Source organism: Verrucomicrobiota bacterium (assembly GCA_027622555.1).
Classification (GTDB): domain Bacteria; phylum Verrucomicrobiota; class Verrucomicrobiia; order Opitutales; family UBA2995; genus UBA2995.
Genome location: JAQBYJ010000051.1, coordinates 21,800 through 40,000, shown reverse-complemented (window position 1 = coordinate 40,000; position 18,201 = coordinate 21,800). Strand labels below are relative to the sequence as shown.

At 46.4% G+C, this 18,201-nt stretch carries 17 protein-coding genes; 8 read left to right on the top strand and 9 right to left on the bottom strand.

The annotated features are described in order from the left end of the window. Window positions 1–461 precede the first annotated feature (461 nt). From O3C43_14145 to O3C43_14130, 4 genes are all read right to left on the bottom strand, one after another. Window positions 462–1,589, bottom strand: a complete 1,128-nt coding sequence (locus O3C43_14145) for a response regulator (GenBank protein ID MDA1067633.1) — start codon at window positions 1,587–1,589, stop codon at window positions 462–464. 88 nt (window positions 1,590–1,677) lie between these two features. Next, the gene (locus O3C43_14140; GenBank protein MDA1067632.1) at window positions 1,678–3,237 is read right to left on the bottom strand and encodes a response regulator; all 1,560 of its coding nucleotides are present in this window, start codon (window positions 3,235–3,237) and stop codon (window positions 1,678–1,680) included. A gap of 54 nt (window positions 3,238–3,291) precedes the next feature. Beyond that, window positions 3,292–4,140: a TIGR00730 family Rossman fold protein gene (locus O3C43_14135; protein ID MDA1067631.1), complete on the bottom strand. Its 849-nt coding sequence runs from the start codon at window positions 4,138–4,140 to the stop codon at window positions 3,292–3,294. Window positions 4,141–4,238: 98 nt separating this feature from the next. Next, complete coding sequence (locus O3C43_14130; GenBank protein MDA1067630.1) at window positions 4,239–4,514, bottom strand: hypothetical protein; 276 nt, start codon at window positions 4,512–4,514, stop codon at window positions 4,239–4,241. 418 nt (window positions 4,515–4,932) lie between these two features. Here O3C43_14130 and O3C43_14125 point away from each other — a divergent pair, with 418 nt between their 5' ends. The 4 genes from O3C43_14125 to O3C43_14110 all read left to right on the top strand — a co-directional run bounded on the left by O3C43_14125 (window position 4,933) and on the right by O3C43_14110 (window position 7,631). Further along, complete coding sequence (locus O3C43_14125) at window positions 4,933–5,931, top strand: NAD(P)-dependent glycerol-3-phosphate dehydrogenase (protein MDA1067629.1); 999 nt, start codon at window positions 4,933–4,935, stop codon at window positions 5,929–5,931. A 96-nt stretch (window positions 5,932–6,027) separates the two neighbouring features. Beyond that, entirely contained in the window at window positions 6,028–6,600 is a 573-nt protein-coding gene (locus O3C43_14120; protein MDA1067628.1) for an SET domain-containing protein-lysine N-methyltransferase, read from the top strand. Window position 6,601: 1 nt separating this feature from the next. Beyond that, complete coding sequence (dtd, locus tag O3C43_14115; GenBank protein ID MDA1067627.1) at window positions 6,602–7,057, top strand: D-aminoacyl-tRNA deacylase; 456 nt, start codon at window positions 6,602–6,604, stop codon at window positions 7,055–7,057. A 34-nt stretch (window positions 7,058–7,091) separates the two neighbouring features. Beyond that, the gene (locus O3C43_14110; GenBank protein ID MDA1067626.1) at window positions 7,092–7,631 is read left to right on the top strand and encodes a DNA-3-methyladenine glycosylase; all 540 of its coding nucleotides are present in this window, start codon (window positions 7,092–7,094) and stop codon (window positions 7,629–7,631) included. Window positions 7,632–7,931: 300 nt separating this feature from the next. Here the strand turns inward: O3C43_14110 and O3C43_14105 are convergent, their stop codons facing one another. From O3C43_14105 to O3C43_14090, 4 genes are read right to left on the bottom strand one after another with little or no spacing between them, the layout of a single operon-like run. After that, the gene (locus tag O3C43_14105) at window positions 7,932–9,167 is read right to left on the bottom strand and encodes a DUF1501 domain-containing protein (GenBank protein MDA1067625.1); all 1,236 of its coding nucleotides are present in this window, start codon (window positions 9,165–9,167) and stop codon (window positions 7,932–7,934) included. Window positions 9,168–9,179: 12 nt separating this feature from the next. Next, window positions 9,180–10,670, bottom strand: coding sequence for a DUF1800 domain-containing protein (locus O3C43_14100; protein MDA1067624.1), 1,491 nt, complete (start codon window positions 10,668–10,670; stop codon window positions 9,180–9,182). A gap of 59 nt (window positions 10,671–10,729) precedes the next feature. Then, window positions 10,730–11,881 (bottom strand): alanine racemase, encoded by a 1,152-nt coding sequence (gene alr, locus O3C43_14095; protein MDA1067623.1) that lies wholly within the window; start codon window positions 11,879–11,881, stop codon window positions 10,730–10,732. Between the two features lie 4 nt (window positions 11,882–11,885). Continuing rightward, window positions 11,886–12,554 carry a hypothetical protein gene (locus tag O3C43_14090; protein ID MDA1067622.1) on the bottom strand — a complete coding sequence of 223 codons (669 nt, stop codon included), beginning with the start codon at window positions 12,552–12,554 and terminating at the stop codon, window positions 11,886–11,888. A gap of 162 nt (window positions 12,555–12,716) precedes the next feature. Here O3C43_14090 and tig point away from each other — a divergent pair, with 162 nt between their 5' ends. Genes tig through clpX form a run of 3 tightly spaced genes read left to right on the top strand, consistent with a single transcriptional unit; the run spans window position 12,717 to window position 16,000 of the window. Continuing rightward, window positions 12,717–14,033, top strand: coding sequence for a trigger factor (tig, locus tag O3C43_14085; GenBank protein MDA1067621.1), 1,317 nt, complete (start codon window positions 12,717–12,719; stop codon window positions 14,031–14,033). Window positions 14,034–14,047: 14 nt separating this feature from the next. After that, on the top strand, window positions 14,048–14,659 hold the full coding sequence (locus O3C43_14080; GenBank protein MDA1067620.1) for an ATP-dependent Clp protease proteolytic subunit: 612 nt from the start codon (window positions 14,048–14,050) through the stop codon (window positions 14,657–14,659). A 6-nt stretch (window positions 14,660–14,665) separates the two neighbouring features. Continuing rightward, window positions 14,666–16,000, top strand: a complete 1,335-nt coding sequence (clpX, locus tag O3C43_14075) for an ATP-dependent Clp protease ATP-binding subunit ClpX (GenBank protein MDA1067619.1) — start codon at window positions 14,666–14,668, stop codon at window positions 15,998–16,000. Between the two features lie 223 nt (window positions 16,001–16,223). Here clpX and O3C43_14070 read toward each other — a convergent pair whose 3' ends face one another. Next, on the bottom strand, window positions 16,224–17,294 hold the full coding sequence (locus tag O3C43_14070) for a M20/M25/M40 family metallo-hydrolase (GenBank protein ID MDA1067618.1): 1,071 nt from the start codon (window positions 17,292–17,294) through the stop codon (window positions 16,224–16,226). A gap of 170 nt (window positions 17,295–17,464) precedes the next feature. Here O3C43_14070 and hisA point away from each other — a divergent pair, with 170 nt between their 5' ends. Next, entirely contained in the window at window positions 17,465–18,199 is a 735-nt protein-coding gene (gene hisA / locus O3C43_14065; protein ID MDA1067617.1) for a 1-(5-phosphoribosyl)-5-[(5-phosphoribosylamino)methylideneamino]imidazole-4-carboxamide isomerase, read from the top strand. The last annotated feature ends 2 nt before the right edge of the window (window positions 18,200–18,201 follow it).

Here is an 18,201-nt window from a genome sequence, read left to right as displayed (position 1 = left end):
CTTGCTGCCGAGCATACCATCAACGATGTCCGCTCAGTCTTTTGGAGAAAATGAAAATGATAAGTAGAAAGCGAATATCTGGTGGGATGTTTTAAGCCTTTCAAACCCTGTGGTCTCTGCCACAGGGTTTTGATTGAATATCAAGTTATTGAGTTTCTATCGGTATAAGACTTAGAGCAGTTTAACGATAAGTTGTCGCAACTATTCTGAATTAGGTAGGAGCTGCTTTAGCTGCGAATCGTATTACCATGAGGTTCGCAGCTAAAGCCGCTCCTACCTTCAATTTCTGGACGTTTCATGTTTCAGGAAAATTTCCATTCCGGACAGTTGTCGCACTCCGAGAATTATTCGCGTTATTTCCAATACATCCCGCTAGCCCAATTAATTTTATAATAGGAGCCGCACTGGCGGCTCAATTAGGCTAGCGTTGATTATGTCAGTTCTTTGCCTTTAGACAAAAATTAAAGGCCGATTCCTGTGCAAAGAATGTAATCAATTTCACTGGATTCCTCTCGGATAGCCGAACTGCACCAGCGGATATTTTTATTTCCTTCTGTTTCGGTCTGCCAGCAGCAATCAAAATTCATTTCATTGGTAACCCCGTTAAGGGTTTTAAATGCATTGGCAGTGGACTCAATGTCTTCTTCGTTGCCGCATAGGTCCCAAAAATATTTGTTTAAGACTTCCTGGTTTTCCTTCCCAAGAATGGAACGCGTTTTTTCGTTTATGCGGATGATTTTTCCTTCACCGTCAGTTACTACAAGCATCGCTGAAATTGAATCCAGAACGGCCGGGACCATTTCATCCCGATATTCAGATTCTGATTCAAGTCGCTTGGTTGCATCCTTAAAGACCATTACAGCTCCCTGGACTCCGGTGATTTCATCTACGATAAGCGAGGCTGTTTCATCTACGGGATGAACGTTTCCATCTCGGGCGATCAAAAGTGCTTTGCCTTGCCTGGTGACCGATTCTCCACTTTGAAGCGCCAAATGAACTGGGGTGGGTAAATCTTCGCCGGTATGTGCGTCGCAGGAAGCATATATCTGTGTGTAAATGCGGCCATGTGCCTCTTTTTCTTTCCAGCCTGTTAATCGTTCTGCCGCCTGGTTCATGGTAATGACACGGTAAGAAGAATCGACGGTTATCAATGCTTCGTGCATGCAAGTTACCGTTGTAGAAAGCCAACGCTGGCTTTCCACAATCTTACGATGCATGATGTGCTTGTGCAGAGCAATTTCTACCGCGATCTGTAAATCTCGTTGGTCAAATGGTTTGAGAATATAACCATAAGGTTCCGTGATTTTGGCACGTTGCAGTGTTTGTGGATCCGAATAGGCAGTCAGGTAAACCACCGGGATGCCATCTTGTTCGCGTATGATTTCAGCCGCTTGAATACCATCTACAACTCCGGCCAACATGATGTCCATGAGGACAAGGTCCGGGTCAAGTTCTCGCGCCTTTTCGATCGCATCCTCACCCGTGCTACAAATTCCAATTACATCGTGGCCGAGACTTTTCAGGTAATCTTTAATATCTTCGGCGGTAATGCCTTCGTCTTCAACAATCAGGATTTTAGCTTCTTTCATTATTTAAAGGATTGGAGATATCGTGAGAAGAGAGATCTGAGTTTCTTATATGTAAACTAAGTTTTTTGAAATATTGTTTCAATCTAAATCAATGTTCAAAGGTGAGTTGAAATTGAGCACCCTGTTCGCAGCTGATTTCCAATTGACCACCTAACTGACGGGTGAGTGTTCGGACGATTTTTAGTCCCAAAGTTTCAACCTCGTCTATGTTTAGTTCTTCGCAAAATCCGCAACCATTATCCTCAATGGTGAGAACGAGATTGTCCCCGACCGTTGCGGCATGAATTCGAATAGTACCGCTATCCATGTCCTGGAAGGCATATTTGATGGAGTTAGTGACCAATTCATTAATAATCAGGGCACAGGGAATCGCTTTGGTCAGGCTTAAATAGATGTTTTTGAAATCGACCTGGCTGGAAATGCGTTTTGATCCGAATTCGAAGGTTCGAAACACTTGTTGAAGTAATAGCTTAAGGTAATCGGCAAAATCGATTTCCGAAACGTCTTCCTGTTTATAAAGCTGCTCATGGATGAGGGCGATGGATCGAATGCGATTTTGACTTTCTCGAAGTAAGGGTTCGAGGGCCGCACTTTGAGACTCCCGGCCCTGCATGCGCAAGAGGCTCTGAATTACCTGGAGGTTGTTTTTTACTCTGTGGTGAACTTCACGCAGGAGAATCTGTTTTTCATCTAGTGACCGTTGGATGAAATCTTCATTTTCTTTTTGCCGGGTGATGTCCATTCCAACAATAAAGTATCCCAGCATTTCGCCGAACGCTCCGGTGTGAGGAGTTAACAGAATGTGAAACCACTCTGATAAACCCTGCTCATAGGTACGGTGATGCTCGAAATCTTGAGGATCGCCGCTCAAAACTGCTTTTCGATAATTTTCGAATGCATTTCCAAGGTGGTTTTGCATGGATATTCCAAGAAGATCTTCTTCGCTGCATTGAAAAATCTTCTGGTAGTGTTCATTGGCAAACCGATAACAGTCGTTTTCATCGATATAAGCTATGAATGCGGGTGCAGCATCCATGATCATTCGATTAAACCGTGCGCTTTCACGAACTTGCGATTCGGCCTTTCGGCGTTCTTCGATTTCTACCAGCAGCCGTTCATTGGATTCGATCAGGTTTTTGGTCCTATCTTCCACCAGCTTTTCAAGCTGATCCTTCATTAATTGGAGTTGGAGATTCTTGTTTTCCAAATCCGAATTGTTTTGTTTAAGGCGTTTATGCAGATTGACTTTTTCAATCGCATTTTCAACGGAGCGATTCAGAGCCTCTGGCGTGAGTCCGTTTTTCGATAAATAATCATGGGCGCCGGATTTCAGAGCCATCACCGCATCCGCCTCACTGCCTTGGCGAGTTAGCATGATAATAGGGCAGGTATTATCCCCATACTGTTTTTTGAACAGTCCGAGGAACTCAACCCCATTCATATCTGGGAGGTGCAAGTCCAGAAGGATGCAATCTATGGATTCTTCGGCGTACCGTTTTAATCCGGCATTTCCCGATTCCTCCTCCAGGAAACGTTTATTAAACGCTGTTGGCTGGCCTATGAATTCCCGATACTTTAGCCGATCTGCATCGCTATCCTCAATTATGAGGACAGTGCGGGTCTTTGTATCGGCCTGAGTTACTTCCATAGAGTGAAACTAAATTTAAGTAATGGAACTAATCAACTCCAAGGGACAAAAAAATCAAAACTCCAGATTCAGCTTGTCCTGATCAATGCGGGTTTTCAGATGGTTTTCCGCCGCCTCGACCGAATCAAGAATCACGAATAGCTCCAAATCATCTTTAGAAATATACCCCCATTCGACGAGCGCTTCGAAATTGAAAAGGCGGGTCCAGTAATCTTTTCCATAGAGGACAATGGGTATTACTTTCTTGGCCTTTCCGGTTTGGATCAAAGTCAAGAATTCAAATAATTCGTCCATAGTACCGAAGCCGCCTGGAAACACTACCAACCCCTTTGCTAGATAAAGGAACCAATATTTTCTCACGAAAAAGTAATGGAACTGCAGATTCAGCTCTTTAGGTATATACGGGTTCGCGTGCTGTTCGAAAGGAAGGGAGATATTCATGCCCACCGATTTGGCTCCTGCGTCGAAAGCGCCCCGGTTGGCGGCTTCCATTATGCCCGGTCCTCCTCCAGAGCAGATATGGAGACTTTTCCCGACGGCCAAGCTCTCTGCCCAATCGGCCATTCTTCGGGCTAGCTCACGGCAGTCCGCGTAGTAAACCGATTGTTTAACCGCCATTTTCGCGCACTGTAGTTGAGTCGATTCATCTGGAGAAAGCGATTTTTGGTCACCTAGCTCGGCTTCCAGTTGCGCTAATTCCTTCTGAGCTGATTGAGGATCCTTGGTTCGCGCCGACCCGAAAAAGACCAATGTGTTTTTGACATCGTATTTTCGAAATCGGTACATCGGTTCAAGCAATTCGCATTGAACCCGAATGGTTCTGGCTTGAATGCTGTGGAGGAACTCCGGGTTATCATAAGCCTTAATAGGCCGTTCAATAGACGAATCATTGGAAGGATCCATGGTAAGTTTGGGCAGTGTTGTTCTTGGAAACCCCGACTATGCTGGGAGGGTAATACTCGGATGTAAAGCTGCCAACGGACTTTAGTGCTAGCTACAGACTAGAACAGAGAGATCGCCTGCGCACTTTCGATGATTAGCCAGCCAAAGAGTAGGGTGGCTATCAGCAGAGCCATGCGGCCCCAAACGGTCTTTCGTCTCAAGCGGCGTTCATGCTTATCCAGATTGAGCCTTTTGAATCTGGTTGTTTTCAGAAAAGTTACAAACTGCGGATTTATCAGCTTGGTCCGGACATTGAGTTGCGAAAAACGTACCTGCTTAGGCCGTTTCTGGCGTAGGTAAAATGGCTTTAATACGATATGCAGGATCTTCTTCAATTTCAGTTATCTATCTTGCTTGATAAGCAAAGTTTATTAGGATGAGCTTCATCGTCGGCAAAATTATAAAATGACTACAAAGCCATTTTGAAGGAATATTTACCAACTTACTTCTCGCTGTGAATTTCGAAGAGCATAGCTGCCTGCGTCGTTTCTGTCGTAGGTAAAATGGCTTTAAAAAGATATGCAGGATCGGCTTCAAACTAGGTTTCTTATCTCGCTTGGTAAGTAGGGCATTTATAGGGTGAGTTTTAAGCATCCGCAAAGCCTTAAAGTTCGAACAAGGTCATTTTGAAGGAATCCCCTATGGCCTAGGTGAGGTTACTCTCCATGGCACAATTTTGGTGAAACAGTAATCGGTCCTTTCCTTGTGCAAAAAATCTCCTTTAAACTGCTCTCTAACAAGTCTCACTCACCTATGAATTTTTGTGTTTTGGGGGCCGGAGCCTGGGGAACGGCCATGGCGCTTCACCTTATTCGTCAAGGCCACTCGGTCACTCTCGTTCCGCGTCGGATTGAAATGGCTTTGGCCCTGGCATCCTCTCGCGAGAATACAGATTATCTACCAGGGTTTCACCTTCCGTTGAATTTGCAGGTCGGGTTTGAAGTGAAGCCAGTTCTTATGGAAGCGGATGTAGCCATTCTGGCTTGCCCGAGTAAGGGGCTCCGACCCCTTTGTGAATCGATCGCTCAACACCTCGGCTCCGCGCAAGCGCTCAAATTAATAGTTACCTTGTGCAAGGGACTCGAGGAGGAGACATTCTTACGGCCTGGTCAAGTGGTAGGGGATGCGTTGCCGGAAATAGAGCATGCTGTGTTATCGGGTCCAACCAATGCTGCGGAAGTTGCGGCCGGAAAACCAACTGCTGTCACGCTGGGCTCCAACGGTGTTAATTCCATTATTGAAATGGTTCAGGCTGCCATGAGTGGGGGAACGTTACGCGTATATACTTCCGAAGATATGAAAGGTGTTGAATTAGGTGGTTGCCTCAAAAACATTTATGCAATCGCGGCTGGTTGTGTGGATGGACTGCAATTCGGGGATAACGCCAAAGCTGCGCTGATGACTCGCTCGTTAAACGAGATGATACGCCTGGGGGTTGCATTGGGAGCCGATGCCAAGACATTCTTTGGTTTAAGCGGTTTTGGTGACCTGGTTGCGACCTGTAATGGTTCCTGGAGTCGGAACCGAACGCTTGGCCAAGAACTAGGGGCAGGCAAAACACTCGAAGCGTTGATGTCGGACCGTAAGACGGTCGTCGAGGGGGTGACCGCGACTAAGGTGTTTCACAGCCTGTGTGAACAAAAGGGAATTGAAGCTCCCATTCTAAATCAGGTTTATGCGGTTTTGTATGAAGGTCTGGAGCCTGAACGGGCTTTAAAAACGCTTATGCTTCGTGACCTGAAAGCAGAGTAACAGTTGGTTGATTCCTACAGATTAATAAGATTGCTTAGCCACCGACTCCTACCAGAGTTTTGCCTTCTCGATTTATTCTATAAGAGGTGGGTGGTTATGCAAAGTGATTCTGGAAACAAATGGGTGTATGTGGAGCGTTCCGGTATTCACGGACAAGGAGTCTTTGCAAAGCGCGACATTCCCAATGGTAAACGTATCATGGAATACCTCGGTGAACGGATATCAAAAAATGAATCCTATCGTCGTGGGACAGCGCAAATGGAAAAAGCTTCTCATGACAATACGCTCGGATCGGTCTATATTTTTAATCTCAATGATAAATGGGACATTGACGGAAATGTGGCCAAAAACATTGCAAAATTCGCGAACCACAGTTGTGACCAGAATTGTGAAGCTTACGAGACGGATGGTCGCATTTTTTATGAGACCTGCAAGCCCGTCAAAACAGGGGAAGAAATACTAATCGATTACGGTTACCTGCTTGAGTATTTTGCCGATCACCCGTGTCGGTGTGGAGCTGGGAATTGTGTTGGATTTATTGTCGCTGAAAACGAACGAGCTAAACTGAAGAAAATGCGCAGTCGTAAAATGGCGAATTTTATAGTGAGAAACCGGATAAAGGTTGAAAAAGATTTGTCTGATGAACTGGAGGAACTGTTGGTAGAATAAAATGCGTGTGGTCATTCAGCGTGTTTCCCGGGCTAGCGTTCGAGTAGAAGGAAGCTTGGCAGGTTCTATCGAAACAGGTTTGGTCGTCCTGCTTGGCATTGATCGCGAAGACACCGAGGAAGATCTCATTTGGATGACTAACAAAATCCCTCAGCTTCGTGTCTTTGAAGATGAGGATGGTAAGATAAATTTAGACATTCTTCAGGCGCTAGGAGGTATGGCGGTTGTCAGCCAATTCACGCTTTTCGGTAATGTAAGGAAAGGGAATCGTCCCTCGTTTAATCGTTCTGCTGATCCGGAGCAGGCTATTCCACTCTATGAATCCTTTATCTCACGGATGGAAGATAAACTGGGAAAACCGGTAGTTACCGGACAGTTTGGCGCGATGATGGAAGTTGAGTTGACCAATTATGGTCCGGTTACCCTGGTAATCGATTCAAAGGATAAACGGTTTTAGGCGCGTTCCGGTTTTATTCTTCAGATTTACGCCCATGGACGAATCGAAAGTTATTCCAAATGTATTTTTTAACCGTCCGGTGCTCGAAATATGCCCTGAACTATTGGGACATTATTTGGTGATTAGGCTCGCGGAAAAAGTGGTGCGTGTAGAAATCACTGAAGTCGAAGCCTATGATGGTCCGATGGATTTAGCCTGCCATGCCTCAAAGGGACGTACGGCCCGGACTGAAGTGCTTTATGGACCAGCAGGAACCTGGTATGTGTACCTTTGTTATGGGGTTCACTGGCTTCTTAATATAGTAACCGGTCCCGTAGATTATCCTTCCGCCGTCCTTATTCGCGGGGTGGGGGATTGGAAAGGCCCTGGTATTCTTACCCGGATGCTCGGAATTGATAAGCGATTTAACAGGCAGTCTGCCAAGCCGGAAAACGGACTTTGGTTTGAGTTTAACAGCGAGCGATCCCGTTATTACGAGTATGAAACGAGTTCCCGAATTGGAGTGGGATATGCGGGAGAATGGGCAGCTAAGCCTTATAGGTTTTTCAAAAGAGGCTATACTCGGCGGAAGTAATTTCTTGAGAAACTTGTTCAGTGTCTCATTGGTAGATCTATGCCCTTCAAGTTAACCAGACAAGAGAAGCGCGCTTTGAGCATTCTGACCCTTGTGCTCCTTATCTGCCTGATAGGAGTTCTGGTATATTAGGTATCTTAATCATTGGAAGTCGCAAACTTCCTGAAATTGGTAGGGTTTGATCGCCGAACGAGCCGTTTTCGATTCGGCGGTTTACGGCGAAACCACCCTACCTAATTCAGCGACTTTTTTAATAAAAATGCTTAAGGATTCCGATTAAACCGGTAGGTCGAACTGCGCCTAAATAAAGGGCAGGTGTTCAAACTTCCGGCCCAGGACTGGTTCACTGTCACACTCCAACCATTTGTCGAGGACAGTGGAGTAGACCCGTCGAAAGTCCGTAGAAAACTTGAGGTCCTTATTGTTGGTCAGATTTAGGTCCGGTGCTTTTCCGACCATCTGGTTCTTCAATTGGCTTCCCATAATAAAGAGAGGTGCGGCTGTGCCGTGATCAGTTCCACCACTTTGGTTTTCACTTGGGCGGCGACCAAATTCAGAAAATGTCATTGTCAGTACCTGATCAGACAAACCCCGTTCCGTTAGATCATTTTGAAAAGCTGCCAGACTTGAAGACAGTTCTTGTAGTAATCGTTGGTGAGCGCCGGCTTGCCCTTGGTGGGTATCGAATCCTCCTAAAGTCACAAAATATAAGCGCGTTGGTAATCCTGAGCTTATCAGGGAAGCCACGTTTTTAAGTGAGGCAGCCAAACGATTTCCAGGGTATTTTGCGCTCGAAGAGAATTGTGTGAATAGCTTTTGGATACGTTTCTCTGTGATAAGGGTATCCATCATGGTTTGCTTCAGAAAACTCGAATTGTCTGGAGCGGATGAAGGACCAACCATCTTATCCAGCAAACCGGAGTCGCCACGATTTACTCTACCGGGACCTTTGTTAATGCTGAAGAGATTGTGCGGGACTTCCCCCTGAACAGAAAGTGGCAATTCGTTTCCAAACGTGATTGCTTCTGGATCACCCAACGAGGGTGCACCGCTGCAACTGTTATCAAGATAGCGACCCAGCCAGCCGGAGTCCCCAAAATCATTCGCATCGGTGGCACCTTCCCAGATCTCGGTTGAACGGAAATGGCTCCTGTTCGGATTTGGGTAGCCGACGTTTTGAACGATGGAAAGTTTACCTTCTTTATACAGCTGACTTAATTCCTCGCAACTGGGGTGGAGACCCAGTTGATCTGTCAGCGAAATAGCTTCACTCTTCTTGATCCCCAAGGTGGGGCGGAGTCGGTAATAGTTGGAGTCTTCGTAGGGAATCAGGGTGTTGAGTCCATCATTACCTCCAGCGAGTTGGACCAGAACCAATATTTTTCGATCTGCTTCGGGCGTTGCAGCACCGGCTGCCAAGGAATCGCTGAGGAAGCCCGGGACAAATTGACTGAAGGCCAATAAGCCTGCTCCTTTGGCGGAGGTGCTTATGAATTCTCTACGGGTTGCTGGGAAATTTAGAATTTCGTTTTTCATGACAGTGTTCGATCAAGCGAGTTGATATTCGGGGGATTGAAGCAAGGTGATAGCCACAGAACGTGTAGCTGGGAGCGGATTATTTTTATTTTTGATTAGGAACTGAAGCATTGATTTCTCAACTTTTGGCTCCAAGGGATTTACGAGCCAGGCATTCGCAAAATGAGTGAGTCTTTCTTTAGGTGGTAAACTGGCCCATTCATCTCCTTTTTCTTTGCTTACAAAGAATTGATTTTTGCCACTTGCTTTAGCCGTTTCGAGTGCGCGCTCCTCATCGCCATTTAATCTTCTAGTAGTTGGAGTACTGAATAAACCTTCAACGATTTGTCGTCTCTGAATTAAGGTGGCACTATTAATCCAGTGTTTACCTCCGACCCATCCGCGAACGTTGGGTGGATTGAGGTAGCTCTGGCCCATGCTTCGCATTGCCGGTAGCAAGGATCTTGGTAGCGGTGCCAAGTCAAGTTCGAGGTCTTGGAGGAGTCCGATAAAAAATTCGAAGGGGCTTTTTATTTTGTTACCTTGAAATTGGGATTGGTAGAATATTTGAGATGAAAAGAATGTTGATGCCAGCCATGACAGATCGAAATCGTTTGCCGCCCAACCGTCTCCCAACGGTTTGAGGAATTCATCTGGAATGATTTCGTCACTTAAATAATGTTTGCACAGTTCTCTGGGAATGAAAAGTCGGGCTGCCTCTTGCTCGAGAGCGAGATCAACAATGTCGTCTCCCCTCCAGTTGCCTGTTTTTCCGAAGACTGTTTTCTTTCCTGATTCGTGCTGGTTTTGTAGAAAGCGGAATTGGCCGTCGATCTGCCGGTATCCGGTAAATGCTTTGGCGGCTTCCTTGATATCATCTTCGGTGTAATTTCCTTCACCGAGCATAAACAGTTCAAAGAGCTCCCGCGCAAAATTTTCGTTCGCCTTGCCTTTCTTGTTTTGTTGAAGATCCAGAAAAGTGATCATGGCAGGGTTTTTAGTAACCGCTTTGGCCATCGTTCCAAAATCCTTGAACGAGTTGCTGCGAAGCATCAGCTGATATTGATAGAGTAAAGCGGGGTTTTTTACCTTTTGCGCAGTAACCACGAATACATTTTCCCAGAATAAACCCCATTTTTCGAATGCTGAGTTCTTGGGGTCAGTCGCGTGGTCCAGCCAATTGACGTTTAGGTCAACGATCAATTCGCGGTTCTTCTTTTGTTGGGCCTGCCTCAATTTCCGTCGTTCCGGTTCGCTCAATCCTTCCTGGCGTTTCCGCATATCCTTATAACTTTCAATGACTTCTTTTAAATCGTTTGGCGCAGGTACAATTGAGGCATTCGCGAACGATTTCTTAATGGTCGCCTCTAAGCCTGCTTCCAAGCTCTTCTCAATTTCAGTTGGCCTGGCGGAAAATCCGATCCGAATCAGGAGGTGCTTGGCATTGCGCTCGTTCCAAGCGCTTGACTTTAATGGCTTCCAGGCGTCCTTGGGGGTAATGTTATCAATTTTTAGGGTATTCATAATTGGGTGTTTCTATAACGGCTTTAATCGTCGGAAGGTTTCAAAGTGAGTCAACTTAATCATTCCCGAAAGGTTTTGTAAATCCTTGTTACTCGTTGGGAAATGGAGGAAAAACACTCCCATGGAATTGAATTTCCCCAATTGCTGAACTCATAAATCGAAATATGTTCCTTCTCCTGTGATCCAATAAAAGTGGCAGTATCCCCTTCAAGGGGGGCTTCCGGGAGATCCGTAACATCAATGATCAACTGGTCCATGGTTACCCGGCCAAGGACTTTGCATCGTTTTCCTGAGACCAGAACTTCCGCGCGTGTGGTAAATGGCATCGGAATTCCGTCCGCGTATCCTGCGGTCAAAACGGCTAAGGTCGTTGGTCGAGATAAGATCGTTAATCGATTATAACTGATGGTGCTTCCCTCGGGCAACTTTTTCACCAGAGCCACCCGCGCATGGAAACTCAATACCGGCTCAGTAGTTACTTTAGCGAATAAGGTATCCGGATAGGGGGCCGCTCCAAACTGAAGAAGACCCACCCGGACCGCGTTGAACGGACTGGTTCTATTAAAACTCGCCAGGCTTGCGCTATTGTCTGCGTGGATCAAACAACCGGACAGATCGAATTGCTTCTCCAAAATCTTCAGCGTACTTAGAAAACGGCTTCGTTGTAGTTCGGTAAATTCCAGGTTGGTCGGTGCGCAACTAAAGTGAGTAAACACGCCATCAATCTTTAGGTGCTTCGCTTGTTTTAAGGCGTCGAATAATGCTTGAGCGTCTTCATACCAGACGCCAAGACGACCCATACCTGTGTCTATTTTTAAATGAACTTTCAGGGTGGTATCACGTTCTTCAGCCTTTTGGTTCCAGCGTTCAACTTCCCTAAGCGTAGACAAGGTTGGTATCAGATTATGGGTAAAAAGAAATTCATCCTCTTGTGGTAGCACCGATGAAAGGATCAAAATGGGCCAACCCGATCCAATTTCTCGCAGGCGTGTTGCTTCGGCAACGTTGGCCACCGCAAACATGTCGGCCCCACACTGCATGAGCCGGGTGGCTGTTTGAGCGAGTCCGTGTCCATAGGCATCTGCTTTTACAACAGCGAGGTAGCGAATGTGGTTTGGGAGTGCGGCCCGAATCTTATACAGATTTCGCTCCAGAGCCGCGAGATCAATCTCTGCCCAGCAGCGGGCAGGATATTGAGGGAAGGATGTCATATTATTAGCGGTGTCTTTCCGGGACCCATTTTTTGAAAGTGGTTGTGGAAGTTTGGAACACGGTCGGTTGTTCCCTCGGTTCCAGAAGTTGAATAAATTGAGCTGATGTTGCCAGTGGTTCGAGATCGTAGTTTATCAATCTTGAATGGGGCGGTTGTCCAGGAGAGTGGATCCGCTGTTGAACAAAATACTGATCCTGTTGCAGGGATGCTACGTCGGCCAGGTCAATGATTTCGATTGGAGAAAACTGTCCAACTTGATCCGAAAAACAAACATTCCAGGACTCTTTTCGGAAGTCTGAGAAAACGGCAACCGCTTCTTCGTTTGATTCAGTCTCGCGAATCAAACAAACCGCAGCTTCAAGGCTTTTGAAGGAGAATAACGAGGGCGGTTGCTTCTCCAGGCTGATCCATGTCCGCAGTGCCATGGCGTTAATTCGGATTCCCAGTGTCGAGCCCGGGCCTTCACAATATGCTAAGCCTGCAAGTTGACTTAACGAAAGTCCGCTTTCATTAAGAACCTCCTTAACGGCCTGAAACAGGGTAGCTCCGGTTTCGCCAGATTTGTTTCGATAGGCCAGCCAGCCTGTTTCTGCCAATATACCTACTCGGGCACCCGGGCAACTGCAGTCAGTCACCAGGAGTGGATAAACTATCTTGTTTTGTTCAGTCACTTCGGGAATCGATTTGAGCAAATGGCCCCAAATAAAAGGAATCAACGCCAAAGCTTAGGCTATTTTCATTATGCGTGTAAGGTCTATTTAGGCATTGACCCGGACATTTAGGAAATAATCATAAAGCGCTTTTTTATCCATCGCCAACCGCAGATATTTATTGTGAGTATTCAAGTAGAAGAAGTCAGTGAATCCCGGAAAAAAGTCACCGTAGTGATTGAAGCCGCCGAGATCGCAAATGAACAAAAGAAGCTGATTAATCAGTTTTCCCAACAGGTTCGTATTCCCGGTTTTCGACCTGGCAAAGCTCCTGCAGCGATGATCCTTCAGAAATACAAAAAGGATGTTGCCGATGAATTAAAGAAGAAGCTGGTATCAGGTGCTTACGATCAGGTCACTAAGGAGGAAAGCTTCAAAATTTACAATGTCGTCGATCTTGTTGAAGGGGATATTGAAGTAGGAAAGGATGCTTCTATTGAATTTACAGTGGATGTTGATCCGAACATTGAACTTCCCAAATACAAGGGTGTTGCTGTCACTGTGCCCGAAGTTTTGGTGACCGAGGAAGAGATTGATGAAACCATCTTTACCCTACGATCTCAACGAGCTGACTTTGTTGAAAAAGAAGAACCGGCTGAAGCATCTGACTATGTTCAACTGGGCTACGAAGGTTTCTTAGACGACAAACCTCTTGCTGAGACGATTACTGACCAACCACTGTTTTCGAAACAAAATTCGACCTGGGAAGAAGCAGGTACGGACAGGGCCGATTTTCCTGGTTTAGCTAAAGAGCTCGTTGGATTGAAAAAGGGAGATGAAAAAGAGATCACTGTAGATTTTCCCGCGGATTTCCATATGGAAGCGCTTCAAGGGAAATCTGTTCTTTATAAGATTTCAATCTCCGAGGTTCGTGCGAAAAAACTGCCTGAAATGGATGAAGCGTTTTTTAAGGCTATGGGCGTTGAGTCCGAGGAGCAGCTTCGTGAAAAAATGAAAGCCGATCTAAATAGTCGCAAACAGTCTGAGTCCAATCAGATCAAGCGAGAGCAAATCATGAATTTCCTCGCCGATAAAACAGAGATCGCATTGCCGCAATCGGCCATCGATGGAGAGTCAGGCCGCATCCTCCAGGGAATGCTTCGGCAGCAAGCTCAAGCCGCTGCTGCGCAGGATAATCCTGATGGGGCATTGGCTGAAATGCGGGAAGAGGCAGACAAGCAAGCCCGGCGTCGTGTGAAGATCAATTTGATCCTGAATAAAGTAGCTGAGCTTGAGGAAATCAAACCGGAAGACCGGGATTTTCAAACCATTATCTTTCAAGAAGCTATGTACACTCAGCAAAAACCAGAGCAAATTGCTAAAGATTTAAGAAAAGATCAGGGCCGCTTGCGTTCCATGCATGAGTCCATACTGATTAACAAGACCCTTGATTTCTTGGTGGAACAATCTACCGTCTCGGAAAAAATCGATTTAACTTAGAGGAGAATTATTTAGTGAGTTTTTACGTCCCAAATGTCATTGAAAATACAGGACGCGGAGAGCGCAGCATGGACATCTATAGTCGCTTGCTCAAAGACCGCATTGTATTTATCGGTACACCCATTGATGATATCATCGCCAATTTGGTAATTGCCCAACTCCTCTTCCTGGAAATGGAAGATCCCAAAAAAGATATCAATTTGTATATCAACTCCCCCGGAGGAGTAGTGACTGGTGGTATGGCGATATATGATACCATGAACCTTCTCAGCTGTGATGTGGTAACCTACTGTGTCGGAATGGCGGCGAGTATGGCTACGGTTCTTTTAGCGGCCGGTACCCCTGGTAAACGATTTGCGCTTCCTAACAGCCGGGTGATGATTCACCAACCTTCTGGTGGTGCTGGTGGCCAAACATCAGACATCACCATCGCTGCTCGTGAGATCAATCGCTGGAAGCATACCTTGAATAAGGTTATTTCACAACACACCGGACAATCCGAAGCCCAAGTTGAGAAGGACACAGACCGCGATTATTATATGACCGCTGAAGAAGCGAAAACGTACGGTATTGTAGACAATGTAATTGCTGCACGCGAAATTGCTTCAAAAGCAAAAGTTTCCTAAATATTTATGGCTAAATCCACCAAACTGACTTTCTGCTCGTTTTGCGGAAAATCTCAGAATGAAGTCCGCAAAATGATTGCGGGACCGGGTGGTGTTTATATTTGTGACTCCTGCGTCAATGTTTGTAAGACGGTTATTGATCGAGAAGTTAAAGCCTCGCAACCTCAGGAAGAAGCTCCGTTCAAGCTGCTTAAACCCACCCAGATTTGTGCTGAACTCGATCAGCATGTTATTGGTCAGGTGCACGCCAAGAAAGTTCTCTCTGTTGCGGTTTACAATCACTACAAACGTTTGATGTATCGTACGAAGTCTCACGATCAGAAGATCGATCAATCGTTGATTGATGTAGAGATTGAGAAGAGTAATATTCTGATGATCGGCCCGACAGGTAGTGGTAAGACCTACCTGGCTCGAACGCTGGCCAAGTTGCTTGATGTTCCTTTTGCTATCGCTGATGCCACCACATTAACTGAAGCCGGTTATGTCGGAGAAGACGTCGAGAATATTGTGCTTAGGCTTCTTCAATCAGCCAACTATGACGTGAAAAAGGCGGAGTGCGGAATCATCTATGTTGATGAGATCGACAAGATTGGACGCAAGACGGATAATGTGTCGATAACACGGGACGTATCCGGAGAAGGTGTTCAGCAAGCCCTACTTAAAATTTTGGAAGGAACTGTTTGTAATGTGCCACCGCAGGGAGGTCGAAAGCACCCGAATCAAGAATACGTTCAGGTAAACACTGAGAACATTTTATTTATTTGCGGTGGCGCGTATGTAGGTCTTGAGGAGATCATCAACAAACGAGTCGGGCAGCGTTACCTGGGCTACAATCAATCTAAAAAAGTCGAAGATGAGGTTCAATCGGCCGAGAGTGTTGTCAGGAATATTGAACCGGAGGACCTGGTTAAGTTTGGTATGATTCCGGAGTTTATTGGTCGTCTCCCCATAACGACCGTGTTGGAAGAACTTTCTTCGGAAGATCTTCAACGTATTTTGATAGAAACTAAGAATGCCTTGACCAAGCAGTATGAAAAACTGTTTGCGCTGGATGGTGTAGGACTGCGTTTTAGTCCGGATTCTTTGAAAGCAATTGCTGAGCAAGCCAAAAAGCTGAAAACAGGTGCCCGTGCTTTGCGTTCGATCATGGAAAAAATCATGCTCGAAGTTATGTTTGAACTCCCTCTCTACACCGATGTTGAAGAGGTCGTAATCACCAAGGGTGTCGTCGAGGGAATCCGATCACCACAGCTCAAGCGATTCGCCATAAAGGAGGAGGTTCCTAGTGAAAAGGCACCTGCTTCTCCAGCTTCTGAAACCGAACCGCAAGACGCGGCCTAAAGTCACCGGAAGATTCCCATCGCTACGGCCCCATCGGCAGAGCCTTATACATAGCTTGACTGATTTGGAATATGGGTTGACCGGATGCAGGAGCGAAGGATGGTACTGGTCACGGTTGTCAAGAGTACCAGGGTTTTAAAACAAAATCATGGTGTTGGGTTTGTCGCCCACGACTAATTTGTGTATGAAGATCAGGCGTATTGCCTGACGAATTCCAATTATTCTACACAATTCCCCGGTCACCGGCTTTCAACGTTTTGATCCAGGCCACCAATAATTTTACGCAAGCTTCAACGTCTTCCAGATCCACTATTTCACTGGGTGTATGCATGTAACGGAGAGCTAATCCGATAGTTCCAGTGGCCACACCTGGGCCAGCAACTTGGATAGAACGCGAGTCGTTGGAAATGATACCTCGTTCGGCTTCGAGTTGGTAAGGAATGTTCTCAGCTTCTGCTACTTCGATGAGGCTTTCGGTTACAAGGGGGTTGAGTTGGGGACCGCGGGTTATGATTACACCGCCTCCCAGTTTGAATGAACCAAACCGTTTGTTGTCAGCGTCGGGAAAATCCGTCGCGTGCCCCACATCGATGGCTATGCCATAGTCAGGTGCAACCGCATGCGTTGAGGTCATGGCACCGCGGACTCCAATTTCTTCCTGAGCGGTTCCTACTGCTACCACCTTGGCGGCCAGACTAGGATCTCCTGCCAGGCGTCGGAGTGTTTCTCCGGCAATGTAAGCTCCTGTTTTGTTATCAAACGCACGGGCGGTTCCAATAGATCCGTTTATTAATTCAAACTCATGATCGTAAGTAGCGGTATCGCCTATTCGAACCAGTTTCTCCGCTTCTTCTTTTGAGGATACTCCCAGATCAATCCACATGCCATAGATTTGCGGCACTTTTTCTCGTTCGCTTGTATCCATCAGATGAATGGCGCGTTTTCCGGTTACCCCGGTCACGATTCCATTTTTGGTATTAATTCGGACCCGTCGTCCGGAAATCATGATGCGATCATGCCCGCCAATGGTGTCGAAAAACAAGAACCCGCGGTCGTCGATGTATTTGATGATGAATCCGAGCTCGTCAAGATGACCGGCCAGAAGCACGCATGGGTCACCACCTGGATTCAAAGTTGCGATTCGATTTCCCAGTACGTCCTTTTCATAACTGTCTGCTTTAGGTGCAACAAATGCGTCAAAAACCGCTTGTGCTTCAGCTTCCTGGCCGGAGGGAGATCGACTGGCGAGCAGTTGATATAGAAAGTCGGGTACTTGATATTCACTATTAGGCATAGGGAGGAGTGTGGAGTTGGATTGCTTCAGCTCAAGTACTGAGTTCCAGGAATTGTAGGAGGGGGTTAATCCCCCTATTCCTTTTCGGCCTTATAACAATCGGGGGATAAACCCCCTCCTACAATTAAAATTCTGTTGCATGTGTATTTAATCAGCTTAGCCATTTCGTAGTGATTATTTATCCTGCTATCGATATCCGGAATGGACGCGCGGTTCGTCTGCTTCAGGGCAAAGCTGAACAAGAGACCGTCTATTACGATCGTCCAGTGGATGCTGCAAAAGTCTGGATCGAGTCCGGCACAAGATGGATGCATATGGTCGATCTTGACGGTGCGTTCACGGGCACATCGAGCAATCTCGCGCATGTTGCTGAAGTAGCTGCTCTGGGGCTGAAAGTTCAGCTTGGTGGAGGTCTCCGCGATTTTGATTCGGTTCGTGCCGCCTTCGATGCAGGAGTATCGCGGGCGGTTATTGGCACCCGGGCATGTGCTGATCCTGAGTTCGTCGAACAATTGGTTCAGGAATTTGGAGATAAAATCGCCGTAGGCATCGACGCCAAAGACGGCCTCGTAGCTATCAAAGGTTGGGTGGACACCTCCGACGTCACAGCCCTGGGATTAGCCAAAAAAGTATCGGACTTCGGCGTACGAACGATCATTTACACCGACATCAGTACAGACGGTATGATGACGGGTCCCAATCTGGAAGCCCAGGAGGAGATGCTAAATAATTGCTCCGCCAATATCATAGCCAGTGGGGGTGTATCGCGCATGGAAGATCTAGCAAGTCTCGCCGAATTGGGCAGCCGTTATTCGAACCTCGATGGGGTTATTACCGGCAAGGCCATATACGAAGGTGCGATCAATTTGACCGAAGCTTTGTCAAAATATCCTCAAGCCTGGTAAAT

Coding starts and splice junctions, on each gene's coding strand:
- O3C43_14145 (MDA1067633.1), bottom strand. CDS start 1,589: ATGAAAGAAGCTAAAATCCTGATTGTTGAAGACGAAGGCATTACCGCC.
- O3C43_14140 (MDA1067632.1), bottom strand. CDS start 3,237: ATGGAAGTAACTCAGGCCGATACAAAGACCCGCACTGTCCTCATAATT.
- O3C43_14135 (MDA1067631.1), bottom strand. CDS start 4,140: ATGGATCCTTCCAATGATTCGTCTATTGAACGGCCTATTAAGGCTTAT.
- O3C43_14125 (MDA1067629.1), top strand. CDS start 4,933: ATGAATTTTTGTGTTTTGGGGGCCGGAGCCTGGGGAACGGCCATGGCG.
- O3C43_14120 (MDA1067628.1), top strand. CDS start 6,028: ATGCAAAGTGATTCTGGAAACAAATGGGTGTATGTGGAGCGTTCCGGT.
- dtd (MDA1067627.1), top strand. CDS start 6,602: ATGCGTGTGGTCATTCAGCGTGTTTCCCGGGCTAGCGTTCGAGTAGAA.
- O3C43_14110 (MDA1067626.1), top strand. CDS start 7,092: ATGGACGAATCGAAAGTTATTCCAAATGTATTTTTTAACCGTCCGGTG.
- O3C43_14105 (MDA1067625.1), bottom strand. CDS start 9,167: ATGAAAAACGAAATTCTAAATTTCCCAGCAACCCGTAGAGAATTCATA.
- O3C43_14100 (MDA1067624.1), bottom strand. CDS start 10,670: ATGAATACCCTAAAAATTGATAACATTACCCCCAAGGACGCCTGGAAG.
- alr (MDA1067623.1), bottom strand. CDS start 11,881: ATGACATCCTTCCCTCAATATCCTGCCCGCTGCTGGGCAGAGATTGAT.
- clpX (MDA1067619.1), top strand. CDS start 14,666: ATGGCTAAATCCACCAAACTGACTTTCTGCTCGTTTTGCGGAAAATCT.
- O3C43_14070 (MDA1067618.1), bottom strand. CDS start 17,294: ATGCCTAATAGTGAATATCAAGTACCCGACTTTCTATATCAACTGCTC.